Origin of the sequence: Streptomyces sp. SID14515 (assembly GCF_010548505.1) — a bacterium.
Classification (GTDB): domain Bacteria; phylum Actinomycetota; class Actinomycetes; order Streptomycetales; family Streptomycetaceae; genus Streptomyces; species Streptomyces caviscabies.
In genome coordinates this window covers 25,230-46,443 of record NZ_JAAGMH010000028.1, presented here as the reverse complement: position 1 = coordinate 46,443, position 21,214 = coordinate 25,230, and the positions used below count along the sequence as shown (strand labels likewise).

Genomic DNA, 21,214 nt, shown 5'->3' with positions numbered 1-21,214 from the left:
CGACCGTGACCGAGCCCCTCTCCGAGCACAGCGCGGATGTCATCGTCGTCGGAGCGGGCCCTGCCGGCTCCACGACCGCGTACTACCTCGCCAAGGCCGGACTGGACGTCCTGCTGCTGGAAAAGACGGCGTTCCCCCGCGAGAAGGTCTGCGGCGACGGCCTGACGCCGCGCGCCACGAAACAGCTCGTCTCCATGGGGATCGACATCTCCGAGGAGGCCGGCTGGCTGCGCAACAAGGGCCTGCGCATCATCGGCGGCGGCGTACGGCTCCAGCTGGACTGGCCGGACCTCGCCTCCTACCCGGACTACGGACTGGTCCGCAAGCGCGACGACTTCGACGAGCAGCTGGCCCGCCAGGCGCAGAAGGCCGGCGCCCGGCTGTACGAGCGCTGCAACGTGGGCGCGCCCATCCGCGACGAGCGCACCGGCCGCATCACCGGCGTCGAGGCGAAGATCGGTGAGGAGAAGACCCCGGTCACCTTCCACGCCCCGCTCGTGGTCGCCGCCGACGGCAACTCCACCCGGCTCTCCCTGGCGATGGGCCTGCACCGCCGCGAGGACCGCCCGATGGGCGTCGCCGTCCGTACGTACTTCACCTCGCCCCGCCACGACGACGACTACCTGGAGTCCTGGCTGGAGCTGTGGGACAAACGCGGCGCCGAGGACCGGCTGCTGCCCGGCTACGGCTGGATCTTCGGCATGGGCGACGGCACCTCCAACGTCGGCCTCGGCATCCTCAACTCCTCCTCCGCCTTCAAGGAGCTGGACTGGCGCGAGGTCCTCAAGGCCTGGTGCGCCTCGATGCCGGAGGACTGGGGCTACACCCCGGAGAACATGACGATGCCGATCCGCGGCGCCGCCCTCCCGATGGCCTTCAACCGTCAGCCGCACTACACCAAGGGCCTCCTGCTCGTCGGCGACGCGGGCGGCATGGTCAACCCGTTCAACGGCGAAGGCATCGCGTACGCCATGGAGTCGGGCCAGATCGCCGCCGACGTCATCGTCCAGGCCCACGCCCGCGCCACCCCCGCCCAGCGCGAACTGGCCCTGAACAACTACCCGAAGGTGCTCAAGGAGACCTACGGCGGCTACTACACGATGGGCCGCGCCTTCGTGAAGCTGATCGGCAACCCCAAGATCATGAAGCTCGCCACGCAGCGCGGCCTGACCCACCCGCTGCTGATGAAGTTCACCCTGAAGATGCTGGCCAACCTGACCGACCCGCAGGGCGGCGACGCGATGGACCGCATCATCAACGGCCTGTCGAAGGTGGCCCCGAAGGCCTGAGGCCGTCGACCGGCCGGCCCGGTCGTCGGACCACAGGCGTTAATCCTCGGCCCCTCAGGTGATCGTGTGCGATGATTTGCGCGCCCCCGGTCGTCGGCAGTCCGGACCGGACGGCGCCCGCCCGCCCCGCCCGCTGTGGCGGCACGCGGTGCGTGCCACTCTTCTTGACGCACGCTCACATCGAACGCAGGCCAGCGGGGTACGGAACAAGCCGATACAGCGCTGCTCGACCCCAAGGACAGACAGCCATGACCACCGCCTCCCTGCCCCAGCACCACGGGCTCTTCCTGGAGCCCCGTTTCGCCGTGGACCCGACCGCGACGGACGAGGACGAGGACTTCGACGCCCCGTACGACGCGCCGCCCGCGCCCACCACTTCGGCCAAGGAGCCGGAGCGGACGAACCGCCGCCCGCGCCGCCGCTGATCCGGACGGCGGTCCTCCGGCTTCGCCCGGCCCGGCAGAACCGGCCGGGAAAACCGCTGGAGGCTCCGCCGCCCGGCCGGTAGCCTCGCTTTCCATGGCCGGCCCCGAGTCCGACAGACTCCGGCCACCGGTGCGCCGGTGGCCGTGTTCGTGCTGAGCCCCGCCGGCTGACCCCTCGGGTCACCGGGCGGCTCCCGTACGGTTCCACGCCCGCCGGATCACCGCGGGTACGGGCCGTTCCCCCTCGCGTACGCGCCGAACCACCGCCGTACGCAGGGTTCGTGCCACCGGCCGATGACTGCTGATCACGCAGATCGCCGCAGGTCATCTCAGATCACTTCGGATCACCTCGGATCGACACCTTTCCACGTCGACCGACGCCGGGCACTTCTTCGCGCCGAGCCACCGCCGGACCTCCGGCGGGCGTCCGCGCGGCCCCCATCCCCGCACACCGGTCTGTCTGTCCATCCGACGGTTCCGTCCAAGGGGCTACTCACCCATGCCATTCGCCGTCTACGTCCTCGGGCTCGCGGTCTTCGCCCAGGGCACCTCCGAGTTCATGCTGTCCGGGCTTCTCTCGGGCATCGCCGCCGACCTCGGCGTCTCCCTCTCCGCCGCCGGCCTCCTCACTTCCGCCTTCGCCGTCGGGATGGTCGTCGGCGCACCCCTGATGGCGCTCTCCAGCCGCACCTGGCCGCGCCGCCGCGCCCTGTTCCTCTTCCTCACCGTGTTCGTCGCCGTCCATGTCGTCGGCGCGCTCACCCCGAACTACGGCGTGCTCCTCGCGACCCGCTTCGTCGGAGCCCTGGCCAACGCGGGCTTCTGGGCGGTGGCCCTGACGACGGCCGTCGCGATGGTCCCCGACCGGCTGAAGGGCCGCGCCACCGCCGTGGTGGTCGGCGGCGTGACGATCGCCTGCGTGGTGGGCGTACCGGCCGGCGCGGTGCTGGGGGAGCGCTGGGGGTGGCGGTCGGCCTTCTGGGCGGTCGCGATCGTCTCGCTGCCCGCCGTCCTCGCGGTCCTGCGCTCCATCCCGGGCGGCCGGAGTACGGGCGTGGCCGCCGCTCCCGTCCCCGTACGGGACGAACTGCGCGCGCTGACCGGCCCCCGGCTGCGGCCGACCCTGCTCACGATGGCCCTGGTGCAGGGGGCGACCTTCTGCGCGTTCTCCTACCTGGAGCCGCTCCTCACCCGGGAGGCGGGCCTGGGCGCGGGGTGGGTGCCGGTGGCCCTGGCGCTCTTCGGGGCGGGCTCGTTCGCCGGGGTCGCGGTGGCGGGCCGGTTCGCTGACGCCCGTCCGGTCGCCGTCGTCGCCACCGGCATGACCGCCCTCACCGTCGGCTGGGCGGCGCTCGCCGTGGCGGCGGGCAGCCCGGTGCTCGCCCTGGTGCTGATCCCGCTCCTCGGCATGCTCGCCTTCGGTACGGGCACCGCCCTGATCACCCGGGTGCTGGGCCTCGCCCCCGGGGCCCCTACGCTGGCCGGCGCCTTCTCGACGGCCGCGTTCAACCTGGGGGCGACGGTGGGGCCGTGGGCGGGCGGACTGGCCCTGGACGCCGGGCTCGGCTACCGGGCTCCGGTCCGGGTGAGCGCCCTGCTGATGGTCCTGGCGCTGCTCGTCGCCGCGACGACGGCGAAGGGCCGCCGCCCCCGAGCGGGGGAGCGGCGGCCCTCAGCGGTGCACCGGTGCGCCCGAGGGCGCGGCGGTCCGCCGGGCGAACACCCGGGGAACCGCTTGTGAATCAGAGAACGCGGACCGCGCCGGTCGGCCGGTCGTAGTCCATGGAGCGCTGCACCGTGCCGGTGCTGGAGTTCTGCGCACCGACGAACTCGCCGCCGCCGACGTAGATCGCCACGTGGTACGCGCTGCCCGCGCCGCCCCAGTACAGGATGTCGCCGGGCTGGAGGTTGTCCAGGGAGACCTGGGTGCCGGCGGTCGACTGGGACTGCGAGACGCGCGGCAGGTCGATGCCCGCCGTGCGGTAGGCGGCCTGGACCAGGCCGGAGCAGTCCCACGCGTTGGGGCCGGTGCCGCCGGAGACGTACGCGTCGCCGACCTGGGCCTTGGCGAACGCCACGATGGAGGCGGCGGAACCGCTCACGTTCGAGGAGGAGGAGGACGGGGCGGAGGCGGAGCTGCCCGTGGAGTCCGAGGAGCCGGAGGAGGCGCTGAGCGTCGTGCGCTCGGCGGTCCGGGAGGCGCGCTCGGCGCGCTCCTTGGCCTCCGCCTCGGCCTTGGCCTTCGCGGCGGCTTCGGCCTTCTTCTTGGCCTCGGCCTTGCGGACGGCCTCGGCGTGGGCCTTCTTGGCCGTCTTCGCGGCCTTCTCGGCCGCGGCGTCCTCGTCGGCCTGCGTCTCCAGGTCGAGGGCGACCTGCTGGGTGGCCTGTGCGGAGGCGGCCACAGCGGTGGAGAAGCCGGACGTGATGGTGGGCATCTCGATCGTCTGGGTCACCGGCTCGGCCTGGGCCGGACCGGCGGCACTCGCGACCGCGATGGTGCTGAGGACGCCACCGGCAACTCCGGCTCGCAGTGCCGACTTCGAGGCGCGCTGGCGGGGCTTCCGGTGGCTGGGTATGTGAGCGGTGTGGGACATGGGTACTAGCGCTATCAGGGCTGTAGGGGTCCCATCAAGAAACGTGTGTTGCGACACAGTTACGTTCGGAATCTGTGAATCCGCTTTCTGAGCGCCTTTATTGACGCCGTAACGGGCAAATCGGGCGGCCGCAATCAGCCCCGTGATCACTGCCTTTCGGCAATACGCCCGAATTGCCCGTCGCTTACCATCCGTTCACACCGATGGCCAAGCCCGGTTTCCTGGCGTGCGGGGCCGAGTGGCGCAGGTCACAGTGTGAGTCCACCGCGACAGGCAACCCTCGCGCCCGCGACCCGCGTGGACCTCCGCGGCCGGACCGGGGCGCGGGGCGTCGCCGGGCGCCTGATCCGGAAGTTCGTGAATGCGGGCACATGTCCCCTTCGGTCCTCGCCGCCCCTCGTCCGGGTGAGCGCCGGGATCGGGTCGCGCCCTTATCACCTCCGGGCCGTCCACCGCCAATTTGCTTGTACAGGCCGTCGATTGATAGCGCCGCGCGCCTTTGACCAGCGGTAACACCACCGAATGTCACGTCTCGTGATCACTCGGCCGCTTCGCGTACGAAGATCACCGCTCATACGACTTCATGATCCTTCGTCAGGTGGTGGAGATCACAAAGCCGTTGTCGTACCCCGTGTCGCAGATCACAGGGGACCGGGCATAGGATGCGGGGCAGTCGGGCTTGTGAACTGCCTCACATGTGCACGATCTTGGTGAGGTGGCGAGCCGGTCGCCCGATGCGGTCCAAAGGTCAAGGACGACTGGAAGGAGCGAGGAGCGTGAATGCCTACGCGCCCATCCTCGTGCTCGGCGCCCTCGGGGCAGGGTTTGCGATCTTCTCCGTGGTCATGGCCACGCTTATCGGCCCCAAGCGCTACAACCGGGCAAAGCTCGAAGCGTACGAGTGCGGTATCGAACCCACCCCGACTCCGGCCGGTGGCGGCCGCTTTCCCATCAAGTACTACCTGACGGCGATGCTTTTCATCGTCTTCGACATCGAGATCGTCTTCCTCTATCCCTGGGCGGTCTCCTTCGACGCCCTGGGGATCTTCGGGCTCGTGGAGATGCTGCTCTTCGTGCTCACCGTCTTCGTCGCCTATGCGTATGTATGGCGTCGCGGCGGCCTGGAATGGGACTGAGGGGCTGAGGGGCACACCATGGGACTCGAAGAGAAACTGCCGAGCGGCTTCGTTCTGGCCACGGTCGAGCAGGCCGCGGGCTGGGTGCGGAAATCCTCCGTCTTCCCGGCCACGTTCGGACTCGCCTGCTGCGCCATCGAGATGATGACGACCGGCGCCGGCCGCTACGACCTCGCCCGGTTCGGGATGGAGGTCTTCCGCGGATCGCCGCGACAGGCGGACCTGATGATCGTCGCCGGGCGGGTGAGCCAGAAGATGGCACCCGTCCTGCGGCAGGTCTACGACCAGATGCCGAATCCCAAGTGGGTCATTTCCATGGGAGTTTGTGCGTCATCGGGTGGAATGTTCAACAATTACGCCATTGTGCAGGGTGTTGATCACATTGTCCCGGTTGATATCTATTTGCCGGGTTGCCCGCCCCGTCCCGAGATGCTGCTGGACGCCATCCTCAAGCTCCACCAGAAGATCCAGGACGGCAAGCTCGGGGTCAACGCGGAGGAGGCCGCCCGCGAGGCGGAGGAAGCGGCCCTCAAGGCGCTGCCCCTGATCGAGATGAAGGGGCTGCTGCGGTGAGCGACCACACCCACGGCGAGGGCCGGAACGGCAACTCCGTACCCGCCCCGCGCGACACCGGCGGCGAGGTCATCCGCGTACGCAAGGGCATGTTCGGCGCGAACAACGGCGGCGACACCTCCGGCTACGGCGGCCTCGTCCGCACCGTCACCCTGCCGGGAGCCTCCTCCCGGCCCTACGGCGGCTGGTTCGACGAGGTGGCCGACGAGCTCGAAGGGGCCCTGGAGGAACAGGACCTGCTGCCCGAGAACGCCATCGAGAAGACGGTCGTCGACCGCGACGAGCTGACCTTCCACATCGCCCGCGAGCACCTCGTCCAGGTCGCCCGCACCCTGCGCGACGACCCCGCCCTGCGCTTCGAACTCTGTACGGGCGTGAGCGGCGTCCACTTCCTGGGCGACAAGGGCCGCGAGCTGCACGCCGTCTACCACCTGCGCTCGCTCACCCACGGCCGGCTGATCCGGCTGGAGGTGTCCGCCCCGGACAGCGACCCGCACATCCCGTCGCTCGTCGAGATCTACCCGACCAACGACTGGCACGAGCGCGAGGCGTACGACTTCTTCGGGCTCATCTTCGACGGGCACCCGGCCCTGACCCGGATCATGATGCCGGACGACTGGCAGGGCTTCCCGCAGCGCAAGGACTACCCGCTCGGCGGCATCGCCGTCGAGTACAAGGGCGCCCAGATCCCGGCTCCGGACCAGCGGAGGTCGTACTCCTGATGACCACTCCCCACGCAACGCCCCGTGCCACGACCGAGGGGACTGTATATACAGTCACCGGCGGCGACTGGGACGAGGTCGTCGAATCCGCGGTGAAGTCCGACGACGAGCGCATCATCGTCAACATGGGCCCCCAGCACCCGTCCACGCACGGGGTGCTGCGGCTCATCCTGGAGATCGACGGCGAGACCGTCACCGAGGCCCGCTGCGGCATCGGCTACCTCCACACCGGCATCGAGAAGAACCTCGAATTCCGCAACTGGACCCAGGGCACCACCTTCGTCACGCGGATGGACTACCTGACGCCGTTCTTCAACGAGACGGCGTACTGCCTGGGCGTCGAGAAGCTCCTCGGCATCGAGGACCAGATCCCCGACCGGGCCACCGTCATCCGCGTGCTGCTGATGGAGCTCAACCGGCTCGCCTCGCACCTGGTGTGCATCGCCACCGGCGGCATGGAGCTCGGCGCGACCACGATCATGATCTACGGCTTCCGCGATCGTGAACTGGTTCTCGACCTCTTCGAGCTCTTCACCGGCCTGCGGATGAACCACGCGTTCGTCCGCCCCGGCGGCCTCGCCCAGGACCTGCCGCCGGGCGCGGTCGACCAGCTGCGCGAGTTCATCAAGACCATGAAGAAGAACCTGCCGGAGTACGACAAGCTCGCCACCGGCAACCCCATCTTCAAGGCCCGGATGAAGGACGTCGGCTACCTCGACCTCACCGGCTGCATGGCACTCGGCGCCACCGGCCCGGTCCTCCGCTCCGCCGGACTCCCGCACGACCTGCGCAAGAGCGACCCGTACTGCGGCTACGAGACCTACGACTTCGAGGTCCCGACCGCCGACACCTGCGACTCCTACGGGCGCTTCCTCATCCGGCTGGAGGAGATGCGCCAGTCGCTGCGGATCATCGAGCAGTGCATCGACCGCCTGGAGCCCGGTCCGGTCATGGTCGCCGACAAGAAGATCGCCTGGCCCGCCCAGCTCGCGCTCGGCGCCGACGGTCTCGGCAACTCGCTCGACCACATCAGGAACATCATGGGCACCTCCATGGAAGCCCTGATCCACCACTTCAAGCTGGTGACCGAGGGCTTCCGGGTCCCCGCCGGACAGACGTACACCGCCGTCGAGTCCCCCAAGGGCGAACTCGGCGTGCATGTCGTCTCCGACGGCGGCACCCGCCCCTACCGGGTCCACTTCCGCGACCCGTCCTTCACCAACCTGCAGGCCATGGCGGCGATGTGCGAGGGCGGCCAGGTCGCCGACGTCATCGTCGCCGTCGCGTCCATCGACCCCGTGATGGGAGGCGTCGACCGGTGACCACCTCACGCCAAGACGTCAGTCTGGGGATGCCGCAGCTCCCCGCCACCCCCTACCCGGCCGAGGTGCGCGCCCGGCTCGACGCGGACGCGAAGGAGGTGCTCGCCCGCTACCCCGGCAGCCGCTCCGCCCTGCTGCCGCTGCTGCACCTCGTGCAGTCCGAGGAGGGATACGTCTCCCGTACGGGCGTCGCCTTCTGCGCCGAGACGCTCGACCTCACCACCGCCGAGGTCACCGCCGTCGCCACCTTCTACTCCATGTACCGGCGCAGGCCGAGCGGCGACTACCAGGTCGGCGTCTGCACCAACACCCTGTGCGCGGTCATGGGCGGCGACGCCATCTTCGACACGCTCAAGGAGCACCTCGGCGTCGGCAACAACGAGACCACCGAGGACGGCAAGGTCACGCTCGAACACATCGAGTGCAACGCCGCCTGCGACTTCGCGCCCGTCGTGATGGTCAACTGGGAGTTCTTCGACAACCAGACGCCCCAGAGCGCCACGCAGCTCGTCGACGACCTGATCGCCGGACGGACCGTGGAGCCCACCCGAGGCGCGCCGATCTGCTCGTACAAGGACACCGCCCGCATCCTGGCCGGCTTCCCCGACGAGCGCCCCGGTGCCGTCGAGGCGACCGGCGGCGCCGGCCCCGCCTCCCTCGTCGGGCTGAAGCTCGCCAAGGGCGAGGCGCTCCCGAAGACGCGCGTGGTCTCCCCGCGCGCCGGCCAGCCCGAGGACGCGCGGCCCCAGGACGGGCAGCCGCACGACCCTTCGCCGTCCGAGCACCTCAGCTCGCACGACGCACCGCAGCAGACCTCGGCCTCCGACCCGGAGCACCCGGCCGGGCCCGCAGCCGAGGAGGGGGAGTGATGACCTTGGCCGCCGAGATCGACCACAACGGGACGAGCCCCGAGAAGCTGCTCGCACCCGTCCTCTCCGCCTTCTGGGACCAGCCCGAATCCTGGACCCTGGACACCTACCGCCGCCACGAGGGGTACGAAGGGCTGCGCAAGGCGCTGGCCATGGACCCCGACGACCTCATCGCGTACGTCAAGGACTCCGGTCTGCGCGGGCGCGGCGGGGCCGGCTTCCCCACCGGGATGAAGTGGCAGTTCATCCCGCAGGGCGATGGCAAACCGCACTATCTAGTTGTCAACGCCGACGAGTCGGAGCCGGGGACCTGCAAGGACATCCCGCTCCTCTTCGCGAACCCGCATAGCCTCATCGAGGGCATCGTGATCGCCTGTTACGCGATCCGTTCGTCGCATGCGTTCATCTACTTGCGCGGTGAGGTCGTCCCCGTGCTGCGACGACTGCACGAGGCCGTACGAGAGGCGTACGAGGCGGGTTATCTGGGGACGAACATCCTGGGTTCAGGACTCGATCTGGAACTCACGGTGCACGCGGGCGCGGGTGCGTACATCTGTGGTGAGGAAACCGCGCTGCTCGACTCTCTCGAAGGACGGCGTGGCCAGCCCCGGCTGCGGCCCCCCTTCCCTGCGGTCGCCGGTCTGTACGCCTGCCCCACTGTGGTGAACAACGTCGAGTCCATCGCCTCGGTTCCCGCGATTTTGAACAGGGGCAAGGACTGGTTCAAATCGATGGGCAGCGAGAAGTCCCCGGGCTTCACGCTCTACTCGCTCAGCGGCCATGTCACCAGCCCCGGACAGTACGAGGCCCCGCTCGGCATCACACTCCGTCAGCTCCTCGACATGAGCGGCGGCATCCGGGCCGGTCACCGGCTCAAGTTCTGGACGCCGGGCGGCTCCTCCACCCCGATGTTCACCGAGGAGCACCTCGACGTGCCCCTCGACTACGAGGGCGTCGGAGCCGCCGGGTCCATGCTCGGCACCAAGGCGCTCCAGTGCTTCGACGAGACGACCTGCGTCGTGCGGGCCGTCACCCGGTGGACCGAGTTCTACGCCCACGAGTCCTGCGGCAAGTGCACACCCTGCCGCGAAGGCACGTACTGGCTGGTCCAGTTGCTCCGCGACATCGAGGCCGGCAAGGGCGAGATGGCCGACCTCGACAAGCTCAACGACATCGCCGACAACATCAACGGCAAGTCGTTCTGCGCGCTCGGCGACGGCGCGGCCTCGCCGATCTTCTCCTCGCTCAAGTACTTCCGCGAGGAGTACGAGCAGCACATCACCGGCAAGGGCTGCCCCTTCGACCCCGCCCGGTCCACGGCCTGGGCCGACGACAAGAACACCGACGGCAAGAACGCTCACCGGGGGGTGAACGCATGACAGTCACCACGAGTGCGCCCTCCGGGGGCGGCGAGGCGGCCATCCCGCCCGAGGACCTGGTCACGCTGACCATCGACGGCATCGAGATCAGCGTCCCGAAGGGGACCCTGGTCATCCGGGCCGCCGAACTCCTCGGCATCGAGATCCCGCGCTTCTGCGACCACCCGCTCCTCGACCCCGCCGGCGCCTGCCGCCAGTGCATCGTCGAGGTCGAGGGCCAGCGCAAGCCGATGGCCTCCTGCACCATCACCTGCACCGACGGCATGGTCGTCAAGTCGCAGATCACCTCTCCTGTCGCCGAGAAGGCGCAGAAGGGCGTGATGGAGCTGCTGCTGATCAACCATCCGCTGGACTGCCCGGTCTGCGACAAGGGCGGCGAGTGCCCGCTCCAGAACCAGGCGATGTCGCACGGCGGCGCCGACTCCCGCTTCGAGGGCAAGAAGCGGACCTTCGAGAAGCCCGTCCCGATCTCCACCCAGGTGCTGCTGGACCGCGAGCGGTGCGTGCTCTGCGCGCGCTGCACCCGGTTCTCCAACCAGGTGGCGGGCGACCCGATGATCGAGCTGATCGAGCGCGGCGCCCTCCAGCAGGTCGGCACCGGCGAGGGCGACCCCTTCGAGTCGTACTTCTCCGGCAACACCATCCAGATCTGCCCGGTCGGCGCGCTGACCTCGGCGGCGTACCGATTCCGCTCCCGCCCCTTCGACCTGGTCTCCACCCCCTCGGTGTGCGAGCAGTGCGCGGGCGGCTGCTCGACCCGGACCGACCACCGGCGCGGCAAGGTCATGCGACGCCTCGCGGCCAACGAGCCCGAGGTCAACGAGGAATGGCTCTGCGACAAGGGGCGGTTCGGCTTCCGTTACGCCCAGCAGCGTGACCGGCTCACCACCCCGCTGGTCCGCAACGCCGAAGGCGTCCTGGAACCGGCGAGCTGGCCCGAGGCGCTGGCAGCCGCGGCGGCCGGACTCCTCGCCGCCCGCGGCCGTACGGGCGTCCTGACCGGCGGCCGGCTGACCGTCGAGGACTCCTACGCGTACAGCAAGTTCGCCCGGGTCGCCCTCGACACCAACGACATCGACTTCCGCTCCCGGGTCCACAGCGCCGAGGAGGCCGACTTCCTGGCCGCCCGGGTCGCCGGACGCGGCCGGGACCTCGACGGCGAGGGCGTCACGTACACCGCGCTGGAGAAGGCCCCCGCGGTCCTGCTCGTCGGGTTCGAGTCCGAGGAGGAGGCGCCCGGCGTCTTCCTGCGGCTGCGCAAGGCCCACCGCAAGAGCGGCCAGAAGACCTTCGCGCTGGCCTCGCACGCCACCCGGGGCCTGGTGAAGGCGGGCGGCACCCTGCTGCCCGCCGCCCCCGGCACCGAGACCGAGTGGCTGGACGCGCTCGCGGGCGGCGTCGGCCTGGAGGCCGAAGGGGCGGCCGCCGCCGAGGCGTTGCGCGGCGAGCACTCCCTGATCATCGTCGGCGAGCGGCTCGCCGGAGTGCCCGGTGCGCTGAGCGCCGCCCTGCGCACCGCCACCGCCACCGGCGCACGCCTGGTGTGGATCCCGCGCCGGGCAGGCGACCGGGGCGCGGTCGAGGCGGGCGCGCTCCCCTCGCTGCTGCCCGGCGGCCGCCCGGCCACCGACCCGCGGGCCCGCGACGAGGTCGCGGAGCTGTGGCGGGTCGCCGAACTGCCCACCCGCTACGGCCGCGACACCGGCCAGATCGTCGAGGCAGCGGCCACCGGCGAACTGGGCGCGCTGCTCGTCGCCGGGGTCGGCGTCGAGGACCTGCCCGACCCGAACCGTGCCCTCCAGGCGCTGAACGAGGTCGGCTTCCTGGTCTCGCTGGAGCTGCGGCCGAGCGCGGTCACCGCCCGCGCGGACGTGGTCTTCCCAGTCGCCGCCGTCGCGGAGAAGTCCGGCACCTTCCTCAACTGGGAGGGCCGGGTACGGATGTTCCAGGCGGCGCTGAAGCCCGAGCAGATGTCCCGGACGCTCGCGCCGACCGACTCCCGGGTGCTGCACATGCTGGCCGACGCCATGGACGTGCACTTCGCCCTGCCGGACCTGACCGCCGCCCGCCGCGAGCTGGACCGGCTCGGCGGCTGGGAGGGCGGCCACGCGGACGACCCGCGCGAGAGCGCGCAGCCCCTGCCCCGGCCCGGCGACGGCGAGGCGGTCCTCGCGGGCCACCGGATGCTGCTCGACCTGGGCCGGCTCCAGGAGGGCGACACCGCGCTCGCCGGCACCCGGCACGCGGCCGTCGCCCGGCTCTCGGCGGTCACCGCCGCCGAGTCCGGCGTCAAGGACGGCGACCTGCTCGCCGTCACCGGCCCCGCGGGCACCGTCGAACTGCCCCTCGCGGTCACCGACATGCCGGACCGGGTGGTCTGGGTGCCGCTGAACTCGGTGGGGCGCGGCATCCCCGCCGACACCGGCGCGAACCCCGGCGGCCTGGTGCGGATCGGCCCCGCCGCCGCACCGGGTGAGCCCGTCGAACCATCGGAGGTACGAGCGTGACTGGCCTCGCCGCACTCACGACGGCGCCCGAGCGCGCCGTCCTCGCCGCCGAGGATCTCTCGATGTTCGGCACCGACCCCTGGTGGCTCGTCGTCATCAAGGCGGTCTTCTGCTTCGCGTTCCTGATGCTGATCGTGCTGTTCTCCATCGTGTGGGAACGCAAGGTCGTCGCCTGGATGCAGCTGCGCATCGGCCCCAACCGGCACGGCCCCTGGGGGCTGCTCCAGTCGCTCGCCGACGGCATCAAGCTGATGCTCAAGGAAGACGTGATCGTCAAGCGCGCGGACAAGGCGGTCTACGTCATCGCGCCGATCCTCGCCGCGATCCCGGCCTTCATGGCGATCGCCGTGATCCCCTTCGGCCCGGCGGGCAACGAGGTCTCGATCTTCGGGCAGCGCACCACGATGCAGCTCACGGACCTCCCGATCGCCGCGCTCTACATCCTCGCCGTCGGCGCGGTCGGGGTGTACGGCTTCGTCCTCGGTGGCTGGTCCTCGGGCTCGACGTACCCGCTGCTCGGCGGAATCCGTTCGTCCGCCCAGATGATCTCGTACGAGATCGCCATGGGCGCCGCCTTCGCCTCGGTCTTCCTCTACTCCGGGTCGATGTCCACCTCGACGATCGTGGAGGCGCAGGCGGACCGCTGGTACATCATGCTGCTGCCGGTCTCCTTCATCATCTACATGGTGACCATGGTCGGTGAGGCCAGCCGGGCCCCGTTCGACATGCCGGAGTCCGAGGGCGACCTGGTCGGCGGGTTCAACACCGAGTACAGCTCCATCAAGTTCGCGATGTTCATGCTCGCCGAGTACATCCACATGGTGACCGTGTCGATGATCGCGGTGACGCTGTTCCTCGGCGGCTGGCGGGCCCCGTACCCGGTCTCCGCCTTCTGGGAGGGCGCGAACCACGGCTGGTGGCCGATGCTCTGGTTCTTCCTGAAGCTCCAGTTGCTGATCTTCTTCTTCATCTGGCTGCGCGGCACCCTTCCCCGGGTGCGCTACGACCAGTTGATGAAGCTGGGCTGGAAGGTCCTCATCCCGGTCTCGGTGGTCTGGCTGATGCTCGTCGCCACCGTCAGGGCCCTGCGCAACGAGGGCTACGACTTCTCCCGGATCGTGCTGTACGTCGCCGCTGTCGTGATCTCGATCCTGCTGATCTCCTTCGTCGTCGACATGTACCGCGACCGCAGGCGCAGGGCCGACGAGGAAGCGGCCGGACCGGAGCCCGCCTTCGATCCGATGGCGGGTGGGTTCCCGGTGCCGCCGCTGCCCGGACAGACGCTGCCGCCCGTGCCCAGGCGCAGGCCACGACGGGACCGGGAGCTCGTTGTCAGTGGTGGGTCGGATACTCAGAGTGACGAAAGCGCGAGTGATGGAAAGGAGGCCGGCGGTGTCTGAGAAACCAGAGCTCACGGGCTCATCGGGATCCGCTGGATCCTCGGGCCGGGCGGGACAGACCGGGGAGCCGGGGGAGTCCGGGGAGAAGTTCCAGAACCCCGTGGCCGGCTTCGGCGTGACCTTCAAGGCCATGTTCAAGAAGCGGCTCACCGAGCAGTATCCGGAGACGCCGAAGGTGACGGCGCCCCGCTTCCACGGCCGCCACCAGCTCAACCGCCACCCGGACGGCCTGGAGAAGTGCGTCGGCTGCGAGCTGTGCGCCTGGGCGTGTCCGGCGGACGCGATCTACGTGGAGGGCGCGGACAACACCGAGGAGGAGCGCTACTCCCCGGGAGAGCGCTACGGCCGCGTCTACCAGATCAACTACGCGCGCTGCATCCTGTGCGGACTCTGCATCGAGGCGTGCCCCACCCGGGCGCTGACCATGACCAACGAGTTCGAGCTCGCCAACACCACCCGCGAGAGCCTCATCTACACCAAGGACGAGCTGCTCGCGGGCCTGGACGAAGGCATGGTCGACAGCCCGCACGCGATCTTCCCCGGCATGGACGAACAGGACTACTACCGGGGCGTGGTCACCGAGGCCGCTCCCGGTACGGTCCGTCAGACGGCCGTGTCCAAGGGCGAGAGCGACAAGTCCGACGAGGACCCCATCGAGTCCACGCGGGCCGCCGACACCCGGCAGGACAAGGGGGTGGAGGCGTGAACGCCCTGGCCGCGGCCACCACCACCTCGACCGGTGAGGCCATCCAGTTCTGGATCCTGGGCACCGTCGCCGTGATCGGCGCGCTCTCCACGGTGCTGATGAAGAAGTCCGTGCACAGCGCCCTGTCGCTCGCCGGAACCATGATCGTCCTCGCGGTCTTCTACCTCGCCAACGGCGCGTATTTCCTCGGCATCGTCCAGATCGTCGTCTACACCGGCGCGATCATGATGCTGTTCCTCTTCGTCGTCATGCTCGTCGGCGTCACCGCGGCGGACTCCCTCAAGGAGACCCTCAAGGGCCAGCGCTGGCTGGCCCTCGGATGCGCACTCGGGTTCGCCGTCCTGCTGATCGCGGGCATCGGCAACGCCTCCCTGAGCACCTTCAACGGGCTCGGCGCGGCCAACGCCCGGCACGGCGGCAACGTCGAGGGAATCGCCAACCTCATCTTCACCAAGTACGTCTTCGCCTTCGAGATCACCGGCGCCCTGCTGATCACCGCGACCGTCGGCGCGATGGTGCTCACGCACCGCGAGCGCACCGAACGGGCCAAGACCCAGCGGGAGATGTCCGAGGAGCGCGTGCGCGGCAAGCACCTCCCGCCGCTCCCCGCCCCCGGCGTCTACGCCCGGCACAACGCGGTGGACATCCCCGGTCTGCTCCCCGACGGCACGCCGTCCGAGCTCACCGTCATGCAGACCCTGCGCGAACGCGGTCAGATCCGCGATGTCTCGCAGCAGTCCCTCGCCGATCTCAAGGCGCTGGAGCAGCGCTCCGGGGAGCGGCTGGGGCGCAAGGACGTGGAGAATTCGGAGGCCGCCCAGTGAACCCGGTCAACTACCTCTACCTCGCGGCCCTGCTGTTCGCGATCGGCGCCTCCGGGGTGCTGATCAGGCGGAACACGATCGTGCTGTTCATGTGCGTCGAGCTGATGCTCAACGCCTGCAATCTGGCGCTCGTCACGTTCTCGCGGATGCACGGCAACCTCGACGGGCAGATCGTCGCGTTCTTCACGATGGTCGTCGCCGCCGCGGAAGTCGTCGTCGGACTCGCGATCATCGTGTCGTTGTTCCGCTCCCGCCACTCGGCCTCGGTCGACGACGCCAGCCTGATGAAGCTGTAAGGGGTCGGAAACGTGGAGAACCTGATTGCGCTGCTCGTCGCGGCGCCCCTGCTCGGAGCGGCGGTCCTGCTCTGCGGCGGCCGTCGGCTGGACCGGACGGGCCACTGGCTCGGCACCGTCCTCGCCGGCGCCTCGTTCGTCGTCGGACTGATCCTCTTCACCGACATGCTGGGGAAGGGCGCCGAGGACCGGGCCCTGCACCAGCATCTGTTCAGCTGGATTCCGGTGGAGGGCTTCCAGGCCGACATCGCCTTCCAGCTCGACCAGTTGTCGATGACGTTCGTCCTGCTCATCACCGGTGTGGGCACGCTGATCCACATCTACTCCATCGGTTACATGGAGCACGACGAGCGCAGGCGCCGCTTCTTCGGCTATCTCAACCTGTTCCTCGCGGCGATGCTCATCCTGGTCATCGCCGACAACTACCTGCTGCTGTACGTCGGGTGGGAGGGCGTCGGTCTGGCGTCGTTCCTGCTCATCGGCTTCTGGCAGCACAAGCCCACCGCGGCCACCGCCGCGAAGAAGGCCTTCCTGGTCAACCGGGTCGGCGACATGGGCCTGTCGATCGCCATCATGCTGATGTTCACCACCTTCGGCACCTTCGCCTTCGGGCCGGTGCTGGAGTCGGCGGGCGAGACGAGCCAGGGCAAGCTGACCGCCATCGGGCTGATGCTGCTGCTGGCCGCCTGCGGCAAGTCGGCCCAGGTGCCGCTGCAGTCCTGGCTCGGCGACGCTATGGAGGGCCCGACCCCGGTCTCCGCCCTCATCCACGCCGCGACCATGGTCACCGCCGGTGTCTATCTCATCGTCCGCTCCGGCGCGATCTTCAACGCCGCCCCGGACGCCCAGCTGGTCGTCGTCATCGTCGGCGCGGTCACGCTGATCTTCGGTGCGATCGTCGGTTGCGCGAAGGACGACATCAAGAAGGCCCTCGCCGGGTCCACGATGTCGCAGATCGGCTACATGATCCTCGCCGCGGGCCTCGGCCCCATCGGCTACATCTTCGCGATCATGCACCTGGTGACGCACGGCTTCTTCAAGGCCGGGCTGTTCCTCGGCGCGGGCTCCGTCATGCACGGCATGAACGACGAGGTCGACATGCGCAAGTACGGCGGCCTGCGGAAGTACATGCCGGTCACCTTCGTCACCTTCGGTCTCGGCTATCTGGCCATCATCGGCTTCCCGGGCCTGTCCGGCTTCTTCTCCAAGGACAAGATCATCGAGGCGGCCTTCGCCAAGGGCGGCACCGAGGGCTGGATCCTCGGCTCCGTGGCCCTGCTGGGCGCCGCGATCACCGCGTTCTACATGACGCGCGTGATGCTGATGACCTTCTTCGGCGAGAAGCGCTGGCAGCCCGACGCCGAGGGCCACGAGCCGCACCCGCACGAGTCCCCGAAGTCGATGACGATCCCGATGATCGTGCTGGCCTTCGGCTCGGTGTTCGCCGGCGGGTTCTTCGCGATCGGCGACCGGTTCATCAACTGGCTGGAGCCGGTGACCGGTTACGACCACGGGCATGCCCCGCTGAGCGCGGCCACGGTCACCGGAGCCACCGTGGTGGCCCTGGTCGTCGGCGTCGGGATCGCCTGGGCGATGTACGGGCGCAAGCCGGTCCCGGTCCTCGCCCCGCGCGGCTCGGTCCTCACCCGGGCCGCCCGCCGCGATCTCCTCCAGGACGACTTCAACCACGTGGTCCTGGTCCGCGGCGGCGAGCACCTCACCCGCTCGCTGGTCTACGTGGACCACTCCCTGGTGGACGGTGTCGTCAACGGCACGGCCGCCTCGGTCGGCGGGCTCTCCGGCCGGCTGCGCAAGCTGCAGAACGGCTACGCCCGCACCTACGCGGTCTCGATGTTCGGCGGTACGGCGGTCGTCATCGCCGCGACCCTGCTGATGAGGGCGGTCTGATCACATGTCCTTTCCCCTCCTGACCGCGACGGCGGCGCTTCCGGCGATCGGCGCCATCGCCACCGCCGCCGTCCCCGCCGCGCGGCGCACCGCGGCCAAATGGCTCGCGCTGCTCTTCTCGCTCGGCACGCTCGTCCTGGCGGCCGTCGTCTTCCTGCGCTTCGAGCCGGGCGGCGACCGCTACCAGCTCACCGAGTCCCGTTCCTGGATCGCCGACTTCGGCGTCCGCTACGAACTGGGCGTGGACGGCATCGGGGTGGCGCTCCTCGGCCTCACCGCGCTGCTGATCCCGTTCGTCATCGCGGCCGGCTGGCACGACGCCGATCCTCTGGAGACGAAGTCCTCGCGCTGGCGTCCGACGCAGGGCTTCTTCGCCCTGATCCTCATGGTCGAGGCCATGGTGATCCTGTCGTTCGTCGCGACCGACGTCTTCCTCTTCTACATCCTGTTCGAAGCCATGCTCATCCCGATGTACTTCCTCATCGGCGGCTTCGGCGACCGGGCCCACACGGGCAGCGACGAGAACGCCGCGGCCCAACGGTCCTACGCGGCGGTCAAGTTCCTCCTCTACAACCTGGCCGGCGGCCTGATCATGCTGGCCGCCGTCATCGGGCTGTACGTGGTCGCGGGCACCTTCTCGCTCTCCGAGATCGTGGAGGCCCGCGCCAACGGCTCGCTGGAGATGGCGACCAGCACCGAGCGGTGGCTGTTCCTCGGGTTCTTCCTCGCCTTCGCGATCAAGGCCCCGCTGTGGCCGCTGCACACCTGGCTGCCCAACGCGATGGGCGAGGCGACCGCCCCGGTCGCCGTGCTGATCACCGCGATCGTCGACAAGGTCGGCACCTTCGCGATGCTCCGCTTCTGCCTCGGGCTCTTCCCGGAGGCCAGCAAGTGGGCGACGCCGGTGGTGATCGCCCTGGCGCTCGTCTCCATTGTGTACGGGGCGCTCCTCGCGGTCGGCCAGCGCGACATCAAGCGGCTCATCGCCTACGCCTCGATCTCGCACTTCGGCTTCATCATCCTGGGCATCTTCGCGATGACGAGCCAGGGCCAGTCGGGCGCCACGCTCTACATGGTCAACCACGGAATCTCCACGGCCGCGCTGCTGCTGGTCGCCGGGTTCCTCATCACCCGGCGCGGATCGCGGCTCATCGCCGACTACGGCGGGGTGCAGAAGGTCGCCCCGGTGCTGGCGGGCACCTTCCTCATCGGCGGGCTCGCCACCCTGTCGCTGCCCGGACTGGCCCCGTTCGTCAGTGAGTTCCTGGTCCTGGTCGGCACGTTCAGCGCGTATCCGGTGGCCGGCGTCATCGCCACCTCCGGCATCGTGCTCGCCGCGCTCTACGTCCTGGTCCTCTACCAGCGCACGATGACCGGACCGGTGCGGGAATCGGTCCGGTCCATGCCGGACCTCAAGGCCCGTGAGCTGGCGGTCGCGCTTCCGCTGATCGCCGTGCTGATCTTCCTGGGCGTCTTCCCGAAGCCGCTCACCGAGGTCGTCAACCCGGCGGTGGAGCACACCATGTCCGACGTACAGAAGAAGGACCCCCAGCCCGAGGTGGAGGCCGCCAAGTGAGCGCAACAGCTGTCCACAGTCTGTGGACGACGGCGAGCGGGGTGACATCGGCGGCACCGGGCACCTCGTTCACGGCGCCGAAGATCGAGTACACCCAGCTGATGCCGGTCCTGATCATCGTGGGCGCCGCCGTCCTGGGCATCCTGGTGGAGGCCTTCGTGCCGCGCCGGGCCCGCTACCACGCCCAGCTCTTCCTGACCGTGGTGGCGGTCGCCGCCTCGTTCGCCGCGATCGTCGGCCTCGCGGCCGGCGGGTACGGCACCACGAAGGCCCAGATCGCGGCCATGGGCGCCATCGCGATCGACGGCCCCACCCTGTTCCTCCAGGGCACCATTCTCCTGGTCGCCATGGTGGCGGTGTTCACCTTCGCCGAGCGGCGGCTGGACCCCACCGCCCACGGCAACCGGGTCGACTCCTTCGCCGCCCAGGCCGGAGCCGTACCGGGCGGTGAGGGCGAGAAGGCCGCGGTCCGGGCCGGCTTCGCCACCACCGAGGTCTTCCCGCTGCTCCTCTTCTCGGTGGCGGGGCTGCTGGTCTTCCCGGCCGCCAACGACCTGCTGACCCTGTTCATCGCGCTGGAGGTCTTCTCCCTCCCGCTCTACCTCCTGTGTGCCGTGGCCCGCCGCAAGCGGCTGCTCTCGCAGGAAGCCGCCGTGAAGTACTTCCTGCTCGGCGCGTTCTCCTCGGCGTTCTTCCTCTTCGGGATCGCCCTCCTCTACGGCTACGCGGGCTCCCTCGCGTACGCCGACATCGCCAACGTCGTCGACGGCTCGGTCCTGGAGATCGACCCGGCCCTCGCCGACACCATGGGCAACGACGCGCTGCTGCTCATCGGCGGCGCGATGATCCTGGTCGGCCTGCTCTTCAAGGTCGGCGCGATCCCGTTCCACATGTGGACCCCGGACGTCTACCAGGGCGCCCCGACCCCGGTGACCGGCTTCATGGCCGCCGCCACGAAGGTCGCCGCGTTCGGCGCGATGCTGCGCCTGCTGTACGTGGCGCTGCCGGGCCTCACCTGGGACCTGCGGCCGGTCATGTGGTCCGTGGCCATCATCACGATGCTGGGCGGCGCGATCGTCGCGATCACCCAGACCGACATCAAGCGGCTGCTGGCCTACTCCTCGATCGCGCACGCGGGCTTCATCCTCGCGGGCGTCATCGCGGCCAGCCCGGAGGGCATCTCCTCGGTCCTCTTCTACCTGCTGGCCTACTCCTTCGTGACGGTCGGCGCGTTCGCCGTCGTCACGCTGGTCCGGGACGCGGGCGGCGAGGCCACGCATCTGTCGAAGTGGGCCGGGCTCGGCCGCCGCTCGCCGCTGGTCGCGGCGGTCTTCGCGGTGTTCCTGCTGGCCTTCGCCGGCATTCCGCTGACCTCAGGCTTCTCGGGGAAGTTCGCGGTGTTCAAGGCGGCCGCCGAGGGCGGTGCGGGCGCACTCGTCGTCGTCGGTGTGCTCTCCTCGGCCGTCGCGGCGTTCTTCTACATCCGGGTGATCGTCCTGATGTTCTTCAGCGAGCCGAAGGCGGACGGCCCCACGGTCGCCGTCCCGTCCCCGCTGACCATGACGACGATCGCGGTCGGCGTCGCCGTCACCCTGGTGCTGGGCCTGGCCCCGCAGTACTTCCTGGACCTGGCGAGCCAGGCGGGAGTCTTCGTGCGGTAGCCCGCGCGGATGCCCCGCAGTATGAGC

General features: G+C 69.7%; 18 protein-coding genes. 17 read left to right on the top strand and 1 reads right to left on the bottom strand.

Translation table 11 applies throughout. From position 1 onward, the window contains the following. The first annotated feature begins 5 nt into the window (after positions 1-5). The 3 genes from G3I54_RS05140 (at position 6) to G3I54_RS05135 (ending at position 3,455) form a co-directional block, all read left to right on the top strand. On the top strand, positions 6-1,289 hold the full coding sequence (locus tag G3I54_RS05140; RefSeq protein ID WP_164611569.1) for a geranylgeranyl reductase family protein: 1,284 nt from the start codon (positions 6-8) through the stop codon (positions 1,287-1,289). 248 nt (positions 1,290-1,537) lie between these two features. Then, a complete protein-coding gene (locus tag G3I54_RS38865) occupies positions 1,538-1,714 on the top strand; it encodes a hypothetical protein (protein ID WP_203685532.1) in 177 nt (58 codons plus the stop codon). Positions 1,715-2,213: 499 nt separating this feature from the next. Beyond that, on the top strand, positions 2,214-3,455 hold the full coding sequence (locus tag G3I54_RS05135; protein ID WP_164611567.1) for a Cmx/CmrA family chloramphenicol efflux MFS transporter: 1,242 nt from the start codon (positions 2,214-2,216) through the stop codon (positions 3,453-3,455). Between the two features lies 1 nt (position 3,456). Here the strand turns inward: G3I54_RS05135 and G3I54_RS05130 are convergent, their stop codons facing one another. Then, positions 3,457-4,308: a C40 family peptidase gene (locus tag G3I54_RS05130; RefSeq protein ID WP_164611565.1), complete on the bottom strand. Its 852-nt coding sequence runs from the start codon at positions 4,306-4,308 to the stop codon at positions 3,457-3,459. 776 nt (positions 4,309-5,084) lie between these two features. Between G3I54_RS05130 and G3I54_RS05125 the strand changes: the two genes are divergently transcribed. Genes G3I54_RS05125 through nuoN form a run of 14 tightly spaced genes read left to right on the top strand, consistent with a single transcriptional unit; the run spans position 5,085 to position 21,187 of the window. Continuing rightward, on the top strand, positions 5,085-5,444 hold the full coding sequence (locus G3I54_RS05125; RefSeq protein WP_003967084.1) for an NADH-quinone oxidoreductase subunit A: 360 nt from the start codon (positions 5,085-5,087) through the stop codon (positions 5,442-5,444). Between the two features lie 18 nt (positions 5,445-5,462). Next, positions 5,463-6,017, top strand: coding sequence for an NADH-quinone oxidoreductase subunit B (locus G3I54_RS05120; RefSeq protein ID WP_164611563.1), 555 nt, complete (start codon positions 5,463-5,465; stop codon positions 6,015-6,017). Then, positions 6,014-6,739 (top strand): NADH-quinone oxidoreductase subunit C, encoded by a 726-nt coding sequence (locus G3I54_RS05115; protein ID WP_164611561.1) that lies wholly within the window; start codon positions 6,014-6,016, stop codon positions 6,737-6,739. The genes G3I54_RS05120 and G3I54_RS05115 overlap by 4 nt, the downstream gene beginning before the upstream one ends. Continuing rightward, positions 6,739-8,061 (top strand): NADH-quinone oxidoreductase subunit D, encoded by a 1,323-nt coding sequence (locus G3I54_RS05110; protein ID WP_164611559.1) that lies wholly within the window; start codon positions 6,739-6,741, stop codon positions 8,059-8,061. Before G3I54_RS05115 ends, G3I54_RS05110 begins: the two co-directional genes overlap by 1 nt. Before the next feature lie 29 nt (positions 8,062-8,090). Then, entirely contained in the window at positions 8,091-8,930 is an 840-nt protein-coding gene (nuoE, locus tag G3I54_RS05105; protein ID WP_164611557.1) for an NADH-quinone oxidoreductase subunit NuoE, read from the top strand. Next, entirely contained in the window at positions 8,927-10,309 is a 1,383-nt protein-coding gene (nuoF, locus tag G3I54_RS05100) for an NADH-quinone oxidoreductase subunit NuoF (protein WP_343240273.1), read from the top strand. Before nuoE ends, nuoF begins: the two co-directional genes overlap by 4 nt. Then, positions 10,306-12,816, top strand: a complete 2,511-nt coding sequence (locus G3I54_RS05095; protein ID WP_164611553.1) for an NADH-quinone oxidoreductase subunit G — start codon at positions 10,306-10,308, stop codon at positions 12,814-12,816. Before nuoF ends, G3I54_RS05095 begins: the two co-directional genes overlap by 4 nt. Further along, positions 12,813-14,216, top strand: a complete 1,404-nt coding sequence (nuoH, locus tag G3I54_RS05090; protein WP_164611551.1) for an NADH-quinone oxidoreductase subunit NuoH — start codon at positions 12,813-12,815, stop codon at positions 14,214-14,216. The genes G3I54_RS05095 and nuoH overlap by 4 nt, the downstream gene beginning before the upstream one ends. Beyond that, positions 14,209-14,922 carry an NADH-quinone oxidoreductase subunit NuoI gene (gene nuoI / locus G3I54_RS05085; RefSeq protein WP_164611549.1) on the top strand — a complete coding sequence of 238 codons (714 nt, stop codon included), beginning with the start codon at positions 14,209-14,211 and terminating at the stop codon, positions 14,920-14,922. The genes nuoH and nuoI overlap by 8 nt, the downstream gene beginning before the upstream one ends. Continuing rightward, on the top strand, positions 14,919-15,746 hold the full coding sequence (locus tag G3I54_RS05080) for an NADH-quinone oxidoreductase subunit J (RefSeq protein ID WP_164611547.1): 828 nt from the start codon (positions 14,919-14,921) through the stop codon (positions 15,744-15,746). The genes nuoI and G3I54_RS05080 overlap by 4 nt, the downstream gene beginning before the upstream one ends. Continuing rightward, positions 15,743-16,042 carry an NADH-quinone oxidoreductase subunit NuoK gene (gene nuoK / locus G3I54_RS05075; protein WP_018960446.1) on the top strand — a complete coding sequence of 100 codons (300 nt, stop codon included), beginning with the start codon at positions 15,743-15,745 and terminating at the stop codon, positions 16,040-16,042. Before G3I54_RS05080 ends, nuoK begins: the two co-directional genes overlap by 4 nt. 12 nt (positions 16,043-16,054) lie before the next feature. Then, complete coding sequence (nuoL, locus tag G3I54_RS05070; RefSeq protein WP_103508388.1) at positions 16,055-17,950, top strand: NADH-quinone oxidoreductase subunit L; 1,896 nt, start codon at positions 16,055-16,057, stop codon at positions 17,948-17,950. A 4-nt stretch (positions 17,951-17,954) separates the two neighbouring features. Then, the gene (locus G3I54_RS05065) at positions 17,955-19,526 is read left to right on the top strand and encodes an NADH-quinone oxidoreductase subunit M (protein ID WP_164611545.1); all 1,572 of its coding nucleotides are present in this window, start codon (positions 17,955-17,957) and stop codon (positions 19,524-19,526) included. Further along, positions 19,523-21,187, top strand: coding sequence for an NADH-quinone oxidoreductase subunit NuoN (gene nuoN, locus G3I54_RS05060; protein WP_164611543.1), 1,665 nt, complete (start codon positions 19,523-19,525; stop codon positions 21,185-21,187). The genes G3I54_RS05065 and nuoN overlap by 4 nt, the downstream gene beginning before the upstream one ends. Positions 21,188-21,214: the final 27 nt, after the last annotated feature.